This window comes from Streptomyces sp. NPDC014995, from assembly GCF_043080745.1.
Taxonomy (GTDB): Bacteria; Actinomycetota; Actinomycetes; order Streptomycetales; family Streptomycetaceae; genus Streptomyces.
The window spans coordinates 196557-209517 of record NZ_JBIBVX010000002.1 but is presented as its reverse complement, the minus strand read 5'-3'; the positions used below and the strand labels follow the sequence as shown (position 1 = coordinate 209517).

Sequence of the window (12961 nt, the reverse complement as noted above, 5' to 3'; positions counted from 1 at the left end):
ATGAGCCTGCCAAGGCACCGATGTTTCGAAGAGGTCTCAACTCACCTGCACGGGGGATGCGCGCCACGGTGTGAGCCACCGGCGCGTAGATATATGTGTGGCGCGCCCCCCGTTTCGTACGCCTTCGTGCGGTGATGCCGCTGATGCGGTCAGTAGGAGGCGAGACGGCCTCCGCACGGTGGTTGGGCGGCGTCCGTACCCAGCACGGTGATCAGTTTCTCGGCCGCGATGTCCATCTCGGTGGCGTCCGTCGGTGCCTCGAGCGGCGCGTGTACGGCGGTGGCACGGGGGCGGACGCGCGGTGCGACGGGTCCGCGGCCGGCTGCTCGTGCTCAGCTGTTCGCACCAGGGCCGAATCCTCATAAGGTGTGCAGTATTCAAGCCGGTGGTGGTCACGAGGAGGACTGCGGTGAGCGAGACGAGCCCCAAGCTGCGCGCCGAGCTGGAGGGGATCCCCACCTACAAGCCGGGCAAGCCGGCCGCGGCCGGTGGTCCCGTGGCCTACAAGCTGTCCTCCAACGAGAACCCGTATCCGCCGCTGCCGGGCGTGCTGGAGCGGGTCACGGCCGTCGCCGCGTCCTTCAACCGTTACCCGGACATGGGGTGCACGGGCCTGGTGGAAGAGCTCTCCGAGCGGTTCGGCGTGCCCGCCTCCCACCTCGCCACCGGTACCGGCTCGGTCGGCGTCGCCCAGCAGCTGATCCAGTCGACGGCGGGCCCCGGCGACGAGGTGATCTACGCCTGGCGGTCCTTCGAGGCGTACCCGATCATCACGCAGATCAGTGGTGCGACCTCGGTGCAGGTGCCGCTGACGCCGGGGGATGTGCACGACCTGGACGCGATGGCCGACGCGATCACCGAGCGGACCCGGCTGATCTTCGTCTGCAACCCCAACAACCCCACGGGCACGGTCGTGAAGCGGGCTGAGCTGGAGCGGTTCCTGGATCGGGTGCCCGCTGATGTGCTGGTCGTACTCGACGAGGCCTACCGGGAGTTCATCCGTGACCCCGAGGTGGCGGACGGCGTCGAGCTGTACCGGGAGCGGCCCAACGTCTGTGTGCTGCGAACCTTCTCCAAGGCGTACGGCCTGGCCGGGCTGCGGGTCGGTTTCGCGATCGCCCACGAGCCGGTGGCGGCCGCGCTGCGCAAGACGGCGGTGCCGTTCGGTGTGAGCCAACTCGCACAGGAGGCGGCGATCGCCTCGCTTCAGGCCGAGGACGCGTTGTTCGGCCGGGTCGGCTCGCTGGTCTGCGAGCGCAACCGCGTGGTCGACGGGCTGCGGGACCAGGGCTGGACGGTGCCGGAGACGCAGGCGAACTTCGTGTGGATGCGGCTGGGCGAGCACACGGTCGCCTTCGCGGCGGCGTGTGAGCGGGCCGGTGTCGTGATCCGGCCGTTCCCCGGTGAGGGCGTGCGGGTGACGGTCGGGGAGGCCGAGGCCAACGACATCTTCCTGAAGGTGGCGGAAGGGTTCCGGAAGGAGCTGTAGGGCCTCCCTGTCCCAGGTCGGCTGCTGCTGGGCGCCTTGGTTTCACGTGGAACCGAGGCGCCCTCTCCATGCCCGGGTTCCACCGCTCCGCCCCAGGTGGGAGGGCCTGTCCCGATGAGGGACCCCCCGCCCTGCGGTCGTCGAACGGGTATGCGGCATAATTGCTTGTGAATGTGAACGCTTTCACAAGCGTGTGAGGTAAGGAGCGGCGACGTGGACCTGGCTTTGGCGCCGGAGACCCTGGCGCGATGGCAGTTCGGCATCACGACCGTCTACCACTTTCTGTTCGTCCCCCTGACGATCTCCCTGGCCGCGCTCACGGCCGGGCTGCAGACCGCCTGGGTGCGCACGGAGAAGGAGAAGTACCTCAGGGCGACGAAGTTCTGGGGCAAGCTCTTTTTGATCAACATCGCGATGGGCGTGGTCACCGGCATCGTGCAGGAGTTCCAGTTCGGCATGAACTGGTCGGACTACTCGCGCTTCGTCGGTGACGTCTTCGGTGCCCCACTCGCCTTCGAGGCCCTCATCGCCTTCTTCTTCGAGTCCACCTTCATCGGGCTGTGGATCTTCGGCTGGGACAAGCTGCCGAAGAAGATCCACCTGGCCTGTATCTGGATGGTCTCGATCGGCACCATCCTGTCGGCCTACTTCATCCTCGCGGCCAACTCGTGGATGCAGCACCCGGTCGGCTACCGGATCAACGAGGCGAAGGGGCGGGCCGAGCTCACCGACTTCTGGCTGGTACTGACCCAGAACACCGCGCTCGCCCAGGCCTTCCACACCCTCTCCGCGGCCTTCCTCACCGGCGGCGCCTTCATGGTCGGCATCTCCGCCTTCCACCTGCTGCGCAAGAGGCACATCCGTGAGATGAAGACCTCGCTGCGGCTCGGCCTGGTCACCGTCGCCGTCGGCGGTCTGCTCACCGCGGCCAGCGGCGACGTCCTCGGCAAGATCATGTTCGAGCAGCAGCCGATGAAGATGGCCGCGGCCGAGGCCCTGTGGGACGGCGAGGCGCCCGCACCCTTCTCCGTCTTCGCCTACGGCGACGTCGAGAAGGGCCACAACAAGGTCGCGATCGAGATCCCCGGCCTGCTCTCCTTCCTCGCCAACGACGATTTCAGCTCGCACGTCCCCGGCATCAACGACGTGAACAAGGTCGAACAGGAGAAGTTCGGGCCCGGCGACTACCGGCCCAACATCCCGGTCGCCTACTGGGGCTTCCGCTGGATGATCGGCTTCGGCATGACGTCCTTCACCATCGGCCTGGCCGGCCTGTGGCTGACCCGCAAGAAGTTCCTGCTGCCACAGCACCTGCGGGTGGGCGACGACGAGGTGCCGCACCTGGTCCTCTTCCGGAAGAAGGCCCTCAGCCCCAAGCTCACCAAGCTGTACTGGCTCGCGGCGATCTGGACCCTGGCCTTCCCGCTGATCGCCAACTCCTGGGGCTGGATCTTCACCGAGATGGGCCGCCAGCCGTGGGTCGTCTACGGCGTCCTGCAGACCCGCGACGCGGTCTCCCCCGGGGTCTCCCAGGCCGAGGTCCTCACCTCGATGATCGTCTTCACGGCCCTGTACGCCATCCTCGCCGTCGTCGAGGTGAAGCTGCTGGTGAAGTACGTCAAGGCCGGCCCGCCCGAGCTCACCGAAGCCGACCTCAACCCGCCCACGAAGATCGGCGGCGACTCCCGTGACGCCGACAAGCCGATGGCCTTCTCTTACTAGGCCGAGGGAGCTGCACAGCCATGGAACTGCACGACGTCTGGTTCGTCCTGATCGCCGTCCTGTGGACGGGCTACTTCTTCCTGGAAGGCTTCGACTTCGGGGTCGGTGTCCTCACCAAGCTGCTCGCCCGCAACCGGCCCGAGCGGCGGGTGCTCATCAACACCATCGGGCCCGTCTGGGACGGCAACGAGGTGTGGCTGCTCTCGGCGGGCGGCGCGACCTTCGCCGCCTTCCCCGAGTGGTACGCCACGCTCTTCTCCGGCTTCTACCTGCCGCTGCTGCTCATCCTGGTCTGCCTCATCGTGCGCGGTGTCGCCTTCGAGTACCGGGCGAAGCGGCCCGAGGAGAACTGGCAGCGCAACTGGGAGCACGCGATCTTCTGGACCTCGCTCCTCCCGGCGTTCCTGTGGGGCGTGGCCTTCGGCAACATCGTGCGGGGCGTGAAGATCGACCAGAACTTCGAGTACGTCGGCACCCTCGGGGACCTGCTCAACCCGTACGCGCTGCTCGGCGGTCTGGTGACCCTGACGCTGTTCACCTTCCACGGTGCGGTGTTCACCGCCCTCAAGACCGTCGGCGACATCCGGGAGCGGGCGCGGAAGCTGGCGTTCAAGGTCGGCCTGACCACCGCTGCCCTCGCGCTGGTCTTCCTGCTGTGGACGCAGGTCGACGGCGGTGACGGCAAGAGCCTGGTCGCGCTGGTCGTGGCGGTCACCGCCCTGGTCGCGGCGCTCGTGGCGAACCAGGCGGGGCGGGAAGGCTGGTCGTTCGCACTGTCCGGCGTCACCATCGTCGCCGCCGTGGCGATGCTGTTCCTGACGCTCTTCCCGAACGTCATGCCGTCGACACTCAACGACGAGTGGAGCCTCACGGTGACCAACGCCTCGTCGAGCCCGTACACCTTGAAGATCATGACTTGGTGTGCGGCGATCGCCGCGCCGGTCGTGATGCTCTACCAGGGGTGGACCTACTGGGTGTTCCGCAAGCGGATCGGTACGCAGCACATCGCTGAGGCCGCGCACTGAGTCCGAATCGGGGTGTGTTTCACGTGAAACACACCCCTTGAGAAGAGGGTGTGTTTCACGTGAAACCGATCGACCCGCGTCTGCTCCGATACGCCCGCGCCACGCGTCTCTTCCTGGTGGCGGTCGTCGGACTGGGTGTCCTCGGAGCGGCGCTGGTCATCGCGCAGGCGATGCTGATCGCCGAGGTGGTGGTCGGTGCCTTCCAGCACGGGCTGTCGGTCGCCGGACTCCGCACCCCCTTGCTGCTGTTGGTGGCTGTGGCGACCGGTCGCGCTCTGGTCTCCTGGCTCACCGAACTCTCCGCGCACCGTGCGAGCGCCGCCGTGAAGTCGGAGCTGCGGGGGCGCTTGCTGGAGCGGGCCACGCAGCTCGGCCCGGGATGGCTGAGCGGGCAGCGGACCGGTTCGCTGGTCGCCCTCGCCACGCGCGGCGTCGACGCCCTCGACGGCTACTTCTCGCGCTATCTGCCGCAGTTGGGGCTTGCGGTGGTCGTGCCGGTGGCGGTGCTGGCGCGGATCGTGACCGAGGACTGGGTGTCCGCCGCGATCATCGTCGGCACTCTGCCGCTGATCCCCCTCTTCATGGTGCTGATCGGCTGGGCCACGCAGTCGCGGATGGATCGTCAGTGGCGGCTGCTGTCCCGGCTGTCGGGGCACTTCCTCGACGTGGTGGCGGGGCTGCCCACTCTGAAGGTGTTCGGACGTGCCAAGGCGCAGGCCGAGTCCATCCGACGCATCACCGGTGAGTACCGCCAGGCGACCATGCGGACGCTGCGGATCGCGTTCATCTCGTCGTTCGCGCTGGAGCTGCTGTCGACGTTGTCCGTCGCCCTGGTCGCCGTGACGATCGGCATGCGGCTCGTCCACGGCGAGATGGACCTGTACATCGGCCTGGTCATCCTCGTGCTCGCACCGGAGGCGTATCTGCCGCTGCGGCAGGTCGGGGCGCAGTACCACGCGGCCGCCGAAGGGCTCGCGGCGGCCGAGGAGATCTTCGCCGTGCTGGAGACGCCGGTGCCGGCGTCGGGCAGGGGCGCGGTACCGGCGGGCGGTGTGGCCGTCGAGGGCGTGACGGTCCGCTATCCGGGCCGGTCAGCCGACGCCGTCTCCGACGTGTCCTTCACCGTCGAGCCCGGGGAGACGGTCGCGCTCGTCGGCCCGAGCGGCGCGGGCAAGTCGACCCTGCTGAACGCGCTCCTGGGATTCGTGCGGCCCGCCGAGGGCCGGATCCGGGTCGGGGGAGTCGATCTCACCGACCTCGATCTGGAGCAGTGGCGGTCCAGGATCGCCTGGGTGCCGCAGCACCCGCATCTGTACGCCGGGACGATCGCCGAGAACGTACGGCTGGCGTGTCCCGACGCCGATGACGCTGCCGTTCGCCGGGCGCTGGCGGACGCGGGGGCGCTGGAGTTCGTGGACGCGCTGCCCGACGGGGACCGGACGGTGCTCGGCGAGGACGGAACCGGGCTGTCCGCCGGGCAGCGGCAGCGACTCGCGCTGGCCCGGGCGTTCCTCGCGGACCGGCCGGTGCTGTTGCTGGACGAACCGACGGCCGCTCTCGACGGCGAGACCGAGGCCGAGGTCGTGGCGGCCGTGCGGCGGCTCGCGGCGGGGCGGACGGTTCTGCTGGTGGTGCACCGGCCGGCGCTGCTGGCAGTGGCGGACCGGGTGGTGCGGCTGGCGGAAGCCGAGGCTCCCCGGCACGTCGAGGTCGCGCCCGAGGACGCTGCCGCCCCCGTGGCGGAGGCGGCCGTCTCCGCCGCGTCGGAACCCGAGTCGCAGTTCCAGGCGGTCGAGGGCGGCGTCCTCGCCCGGGTCCGCGCCATGGCCGGTGCCCGGCGCGGCCGGCTCGCCCTCGCCCTCCTGCTCGGCAGCCTCGCCCTGGGCAGTGCCGTTGGGCTCATGGCCACCTCCGGGTGGCTCATCTCCCGGGCCTCGCAGCAGCCGCCGGTGCTGTACCTGATGGTGGCCGTGACGGCGACGAGGGCCTTCGGCATCGGGCGGGCCGTGTTCCGGTACGCCGAGCGGCTCGTGTCGCACGACGCCGTGCTGCGCATGCTCGCCGACACCCGGGTCGCCGTCTACCGGCGGCTGGAGCGCCTGGCGCCCGCCGGACTGCGCACGACCCGCCGGGGCGACCTGCTCACGCGGCTCGTCGCCGACGTGGACGCCCTTCAGGACTACTGGCTGCGCTGGCTGCTGCCCGCCGGTGCCGCCGTCGTCGTCTCGGCCGGGTCCGTCGCGTTCACCGCATGGCTGCTGCCCGAGGCCGGGGCCGTGCTCGCGGCGGGGCTGCTGGCGGCCGGAGTGGGCGTCCCGCTGATCACCGGTGCCGTGGCGCGCCGGGCCGAGCGCCGGCTCGCCCCCGCCCGGGGAGTGCTCGCCACCCGTACCGCCGACCTGCTCACCGGCACCGCCGAACTGACCGTCGCCGGTGCCCTGCCCGCCCGTACCGCCGAAGTGCGTGCGGCAGACTCCGTGCTCACCCGGATCGCCTCGCGCGCCGCCACCGCCACCGCGCTCGGGGACGGACTGACCGCGCTCCTCTCCGGGCTGACCGTCGCCGCCGCCGCCCTCGTCGGGGCGCAGGCCGTCGGCGACGGCCGGTTGGGCGGCGTGACGATGGCCGTCGTCGTCCTTGCTCCGCTTGCCGCGTTCGAGGCCGTTCTCGTGTTGCCGCTGGCCGTCCAGTACCGCCAGCGGGTGCGCAGGAGCGCCGAGCGGGTGTACGAGGTACTCGACTCCCCCGAGCCGGTGCGTGAGCCGGAGCGGCCCCGGCAGGCGCCCGCCTCGCCGTTCCCGCTCGTCGTCAAGGGGCTGTCCGCCCGGCACGCCGGCCAGGACCGGGACGCGCTCACCGGCGTCGACCTCACCGTGGCGCAGGGGCGCCGGATCGCCGTCGTGGGGACCTCCGGTTCCGGCAAGACGACACTCGCGCAGGTGCTGCTGCGGTTCCTGGACGCTGGCGCGGGCTCGTACACCCTCGGCGGGGTCGACGCGTACGCCCTGGACGGCGACGACGTACGGCGGCTGGTCGGGTTGTGCGCGCAGGACGCGCACCTCTTCGACAGTTCCGTCCGCGAGAACCTGCTGCTGGCGAAGAAGGACGCCACGCAGGACGAACTCCGGGACGCGCTGGCGCGGGCCCGGCTGCTGGAATGGGCCGACAGTCTGCCCGAGGGACTCGACACGCTCGTCGGTGAACACGGTGCCCGGCTGTCCGGCGGCCAGCGGCAGCGGCTCGCGCTGGCCCGCGCGCTCCTCGCCGACTTCCCCGTCCTGGTGCTGGACGAGCCCGCCGAGCATCTCGACCTGGCGACCGCCGACGCGCTCACCGCGGACCTGCTGGCCGCCACCGAAGGGCGGACGACGCTCCTCATCACCCACCGGCTGGCCGGTCTGGAGGCGGTGGACGAGGTGGTCGTGCTGGACGAGGGACGGGTCGTGCAGCGCGGTGCCTACGCGGAGCTGGCCGCCGTTGAGGGGCCGTTGCGGAGGATGGTCGAGCGGGAGGCGGCGGCGGAGGAGCTGGTGGGGGCGCGGTGACCGACGCCGCCGCACCGCCCCGGCTTCGGCCCCGCCCTGGCCCGGCAGGACGGTGGCGGAACGGCGGTGGCGTGGGGGCGTCGTCCTGACAGCCGTCGGCATGACACCCGTTGGGAAAGGCCGGACCATCCGGGGCACGTCCCCCGGGCGTATGACCTGAACGGACCGCCAGGCACAGGTCGTCCTGCCCGACGACGGCAGGGCGCCGGGCGGCCGCCCGGACCGCACCTGCACATCGAGGTGCGGGTCACACCCGAGACGGGGTCGGCGGCGGACCCGGTGCCGTGGTCGGCGGCACGCGAAACGCCCGTCGGTCAGGTCCGGCAGGCATGTCCGCCGGCCTAGTGCGAGGACCGGACCCGCTCGGCGACCAGCTGCTCGATGACGACGGCGACCCCGTCGTCGTTGTTGGCGACCGTCTGCCCGGAGGCCGCCGCGACGACGTCCGGGTGCGCGTTGCCCATGGCGTACGACCGACCTGCCCAGGTGAGCATCTCGACGTCGTTCGGCATGTCCCCGAACGCGACGACCTCCTCGTGCGAGATGCCGCGCTCGGCGCAGCACAGGGCGAGCGTGCTGGCCTTGGAGACCTCGGGGCCGCTGATCTCCAGCAGGGCACTCGGGCTGGAGCGGGTGACGTTGGCCCGGTCGCCGATGGCCAGCCGTGCGAGGGTGAGGAAGGCGTCGGGGTCGAGCGTGGGGTGGAAGGCGAGGATCTTCAGCACCGGTTCGCCGGCGCCGGGGGCATCCGGTGCCAGCAACTGCTCGGCCGGCGCGAGGAAGTCCGGGATCTCCATGTGCATCTTCGGATACTCCGGCTCTTGGTAGAAGCCGTAGGTCTGCTCGACGGCGTACATCGTGCCGGGCGCCGCCTCGCGCAGCAGCCGTACGGCGTCCAGCGCGTTCTCCCGGGCCAGCTCGCGCACCTTCACGAACCGGTGGGCGCCGGGGCCGCCGTGCAGGTCGACCACTGCGGCGCCGTTGCCGCAGATGGCCAGGCCGTGCCCGTGGACGTGGTCGCTGACGACGTCCATCCAGCGGGCTGGGCGGCCGGTGACGAAGAAGACCTCAATGCCCGCGTCCTCTGCGGCCGCCAGGGCCGCGACGGTGCGTGGGGAGACCGACTTGTCGTCCCGCAGCAGGGTGCCGTCGAGGTCGGTGGCGATCAGCCGGGGCGGGAGGGTGGCGGCCGGGGTCTCGGGCTGTCGAGTCGCTGAGGTCACCGGGTCATTCTCCCGTATCCGCCCGCACGGCCGTGCGGGAGCCCGCACAGATGAGGCGCGGCCGACCGACCGCCGATGCGGGCGCGGAGGAGAACGGCGGTCGATCGCGGAGGTCGGACAGCTGTGAAGGGCAGCCGGTTGCCGAGGCCGGACAGATGGGAGGAGCAGTCTGCTGCCGAGGTCAGCGCAGCTGCGCCGGTGCTTCCATGACGATCTGCTCGAAGACCTTCTCGTCGGCGGCGAAGTCGGAATCCGGGATCGGCCAGTGGACCACGAGCTCCGTGAAGCCGAGCTCCTGGTGCCGGCCGGCGAAGTCGACGAAGGCGTCCAGGGACTCCAGCGGGCGGCCGCGGTCCGGGGTGAACCCGGTGAGCAGGATCTTGTCGAGCGCGTGCACATCCCGCCCGAGGTCCACGCAGGCGTCCGTGAGTTTCTCGACCTGGCCGCGGATGGCCTGCACCGACTGCTCCGGGGTGCCGTTCTCGTACAGCTTGGGGTCTCCGGTCGTCACCCAGGCCTGCCCGTGGCGGGCCGCGAGCTTCAGCCCACGCGGGCCGGTCGCGGCGACCGCGAAGGGCAGCCGCGGACGCTGGACGCAGCCGGGGATGTTGCGCGCCTCGTGTGCCGCGTAGAACTCACCCGTGTACGACACCGAGGCCTCGGTGAGCAGCCGGTCGAGCAGGGGCACGAACTCGGCCAAGCGGTTGGCGCGCTCACGCGGAGTCCATGGCTCCTGCCCAAGGGCGGTCGCGTCGAAGCCGGTACCGCCGGCGCCGATGCCCAGCGTGACGCGCCCGCCGGAGATGTCGTCCAGGGAGATCAGCTCCTTGGCGAGGGTCACCGGGTGCCGGAAGTTCGGCGAGGTCACCAGCGTGCCCAGGCGCAGCTGGTCGGTGACGGACGCGGCGGCGGTCAGCGTCGGGATCGCACCGAACCACGGGCCGTCACGGAAGCTGCGCCAGGAGAGGTGGTCGTAGGTGTACGCGGTGTGGAAGCCGAGTTGCTCGGCACGCGTCCATGCCGAACGGCCGCCCTCGTTCCAGCGGCGGTACGGGAGGATCACGGTGCTCAGTCGCAGACTCATGAGGTCGAGCGTAGGGGGATGCCCGTGTTTCACGTGAAACGGTCACCGTACGCGGCCGGTCGGCCACAGAATGAGCCCACTCAGGATTGAGCTGCCCGAGTCCGATCACGATGGAGCTGCTCGAGCGGGACCCGGTGCGGCTGTCGAAGCCGGAGTTGGTGCGGTTGCCGCACACGAGGGCTCAGCGCGGCTCGGGAAAGCGCAGGTACTGCGGGGGGACGGTCTTCGTCAGCCACACCCCGTTCGCGCTGACGTGGAAGACGTGGCCGTCGCGGTGCATGGCCGCCGCGTCCACGGAGAGGACCACCGGTCGGCCGCGACGGGCACCCACCCGGGTCGCGGTCTCACGGTCGGGCGAGAGGTGCACGTCGTGCCGGTTCATGGGCCGCAGCCCCTCGGCCCGGATCGCCTCCAGGTAGCGGGCCACGGTCCCGTGGTAGAGGTACGGCGGTGGGGTCGCCGGGGACAGGCCGAGGTCCACCTCGATGCTGTGGCCCTGGCTGGCGCGGATGCGGTTGCCCTCGATCGCGAAGCGCTTCTTGTCGTTGGCGGCCACCACGTGGTCCAGTTCCTCCCTGGTGAAGGGGAAGCCGTGGGCCGCGGCGGCCGTGATCAGCGTGCCGATCTCGACCCAGCCGCCCTCGTCGAGGGTGAGGCCGATACGTTCGGGCTGATGGCGCAGGTGTTTCGAGAGGTACTTCGACACCTTCACGGTGCGTCGTTCGTCCATCCGCTCAGCATGACGGGAGAGACGTGGATCACGCATTTTGATTTGCGTCCGATGTTTGGTCCACAACCAACGGTAGTTATCCACAAGGGAATTGGCGTCTCTGTGGACAAGCAGCCTTCGTTCAGCGGTGGTTGGCCAACGTCAACTGTTCCGATGGGTCTTGGTAGCCGGGCGCCCAAGAGACCTGGCAGCACGCACCCGTTGGACCGACTGACACCCACCCACCGCCAACGGGCCTACAACGGCGGCTTCACACGCGCCAACCTCCTCAACACCCCCGGAGCGTAACGAGACAGCGCGTACGCGACCCGCGCCTCCGGTGTCACCGGAACCACCGCCTCATTACGGACGACCGCTCGAAGAATCGCGTCGGCGACCTTCTCCGGTGGGTAGTTGCGCAGCCCGTACACGCGCGAGGAGCGCTTCCGGCGGCGTGCCTCCTCCTCCGCGTCCACCCCGACGAATCTCGCCGTGGACGTGATGTTGGTGTTCACCAGGCCGGGACAGACCGTCGTAACACCGATGTCCTTCCCGGTCAGTTCGGCCCGCAGGCACTCGCCCAGCATCAGGACCGCCGCCTTGGAGGCGCTGTAGGCGGGCAGGGCCCCAGTGGGCTGGAACGCGGCTGCCGAGGCCGTGTTGACGATGTGGCCGCCCTGGCCGCGCTCGACCATCTGCCGACCGAAGAGACGACAACCATGAAGGACACCCCACAGGTTGACGTCCAGGACCTTGCGCCAGTCCTCGGGCGTCGTGTCGAAGAAGGAGCCCGACAGCCCTATGCCCGCGTTGTTCACCAGCACGTCCAACACGCCGTGTTCCACGAGGACCTTGGCCGCCAGCTTCTCCATCGCCTGCTCGTCGGAGACGTCCACTTCCTCCGCCCAGGCCTCCGGCGCGCCGATGCCGCGGGACATCTCGGCGGTGCGGGTCGCGCCCTCCGCGTCCCGGTCGACGGCGATCACGCGCGCGCCGGCCTCGGCGAAGGCGAACGCCGTGGCCCGCCCGATCCCGCTGGCCGCGCCGGTGACCAACACGAGTTGCCCGCCGAAGCGTTCGGCGTAGGGACTGGTGGCCCCGCGCCTGCCGGCGGTCGGCACGTCACGGGCCTCGCCGCCGTCCCCGGCGCGCCCTTCGGCGTCCACCGACGTGACGAACTCCGCGATCCAGGACGACAGCTGATCGGGTCGGGTACGCGGCACCCAGTGCTTCGCCGCGAGCGTCCGTCGCGTCAACCGCGGAACCCATTGCTCCAGTTCGTCGTACAGCCGCGGTGACAGGTACGCATCTCCCAGAGGCGTGATGAGCTGCACGGGCGCGTGCGCGTGCGCGTCGGTGCGCGGGCGGCGCAGCCGGGACCGCACGTTGTCGCGGTACAACCAGGCACCGTGGACGGCATCGTGGGGGAGTGAGGGGGTCGGATAGTCGCCGTGGGGGACCTTCTCCAGTCGCCGCAGGATGCCCGGCCAGCGCTTGCCGAGAGGGCCACGCCAGGCGAGTTCGGGCAGGGCGGGAGTGTGCAGCAGGTACACGTACCAGGACTTGGCGCCCTGGCCGAGGAGTTGGCCGACCCGGCGCGGAGTGGGCCGCCGCAGACGCTGGTTGATCCAGTGGCCGAAGTGGTCGAGGGACGGGCCGGACATCGACGTGAAGGAGGCGATCCTGCCCCGGGTGCGCTCGACCGTGACGAACTCCCAGGCCTGGACGGAGCCCCAGTCATGGCCCACCAGGTGCACCGGCCGGCCCGGGCTGACCGCGTCCACGACCGCCAGGAAGTCGTCGGTCAGCTTCTCCAGGGTGAACCCGCCCCGCAACGGCTTGGGCGCGGTGGAACGGCCGTGGCCGCGGACGTCGTAGATCACCACGTGGAAGCGGCCGGCCAGCCGAAACGCGACCTCCGACCACACTTCCTTGCTGTCCGGGTAGCCGTGCACCAGGACGACCGTCGGCCGCTCGGGGTCCCCCAGCTCGGCCACGCACAGGTCGATCCCGCCGGTCCGCACCCGGCGCTCGCGCGCACCCTCCAGCATCGTCACTTCACCTCCACCTTCCCGTCCGCCTTCCCGTCCGCCTTCGCTTCAGCCTTCGTGGCGGCGTGCCGGGCTTCGCATGTCTCTGCCCTTTCGCATGCCTCTGCCGTCGT

The 12961-nt window shown here is 70.5% G+C and carries 8 protein-coding genes; 4 read left to right on the top strand and 4 right to left on the bottom strand.

Going from position 1 to position 12961, the window contains the following annotated elements; all coding sequences use genetic code 11:
• The first annotated feature begins 409 nt into the window (after positions 1-409).
• From hisC to cydD, 4 genes are all read left to right on the top strand, one after another.
• On the top strand, positions 410-1489 hold the full coding sequence (gene hisC / locus ACF1A1_RS05345) for a histidinol-phosphate transaminase (RefSeq protein ID WP_391645662.1): 1080 nt from the start codon (positions 410-412) through the stop codon (positions 1487-1489).
• A gap of 213 nt (positions 1490-1702) precedes the next feature.
• The gene (locus tag ACF1A1_RS05340; RefSeq protein WP_391645660.1) at positions 1703-3211 is read left to right on the top strand and encodes a cytochrome ubiquinol oxidase subunit I; all 1509 of its coding nucleotides are present in this window, start codon (positions 1703-1705) and stop codon (positions 3209-3211) included.
• A gap of 20 nt (positions 3212-3231) precedes the next feature.
• Entirely contained in the window at positions 3232-4236 is a 1005-nt protein-coding gene (cydB, locus tag ACF1A1_RS05335; RefSeq protein ID WP_391645658.1) for a cytochrome d ubiquinol oxidase subunit II, read from the top strand.
• A gap of 59 nt (positions 4237-4295) precedes the next feature.
• Positions 4296-7781 carry a thiol reductant ABC exporter subunit CydD gene (cydD, locus tag ACF1A1_RS05330; protein ID WP_391645656.1) on the top strand — a complete coding sequence of 1162 codons (3486 nt, stop codon included), beginning with the start codon at positions 4296-4298 and terminating at the stop codon, positions 7779-7781.
• A 341-nt stretch (positions 7782-8122) separates the two neighbouring features.
• Here the strand turns inward: cydD and ACF1A1_RS05325 are convergent, their stop codons facing one another.
• The 4 genes from ACF1A1_RS05325 to ACF1A1_RS05310 all read right to left on the bottom strand — a co-directional run bounded on the left by ACF1A1_RS05325 (position 8123) and on the right by ACF1A1_RS05310 (position 12848).
• Positions 8123-9004, bottom strand: a complete 882-nt coding sequence (locus tag ACF1A1_RS05325; RefSeq protein ID WP_391645654.1) for an HAD hydrolase family protein — start codon at positions 9002-9004, stop codon at positions 8123-8125.
• A 181-nt stretch (positions 9005-9185) separates the two neighbouring features.
• Complete coding sequence (locus tag ACF1A1_RS05320; protein ID WP_391645652.1) at positions 9186-10088, bottom strand: LLM class flavin-dependent oxidoreductase; 903 nt, start codon at positions 10086-10088, stop codon at positions 9186-9188.
• 181 nt (positions 10089-10269) lie between these two features.
• A complete protein-coding gene (locus ACF1A1_RS05315) occupies positions 10270-10818 on the bottom strand; it encodes an RNA 2'-phosphotransferase (RefSeq protein WP_391645650.1) in 549 nt (182 codons plus the stop codon).
• 236 nt (positions 10819-11054) lie between these two features.
• A complete protein-coding gene (locus tag ACF1A1_RS05310) occupies positions 11055-12848 on the bottom strand; it encodes an SDR family oxidoreductase (protein ID WP_391646383.1) in 1794 nt (597 codons plus the stop codon).
• Positions 12849-12961 lie beyond the last annotated feature (113 nt).

Coding starts and splice junctions, on each gene's coding strand:
- cydB (WP_391645658.1), top strand. CDS start 3,232: ATGGAACTGCACGACGTCTGGTTCGTCCTGATCGCCGTCCTGTGGACG.
- ACF1A1_RS05320 (WP_391645652.1), bottom strand. CDS start 10,088: ATGAGTCTGCGACTGAGCACCGTGATCCTCCCGTACCGCCGCTGGAAC.
- ACF1A1_RS05315 (WP_391645650.1), bottom strand. CDS start 10,818: ATGGACGAACGACGCACCGTGAAGGTGTCGAAGTACCTCTCGAAACAC.
- ACF1A1_RS05310 (WP_391646383.1), bottom strand. CDS start 12,848: ATGCTGGAGGGTGCGCGCGAGCGCCGGGTGCGGACCGGCGGGATCGAC.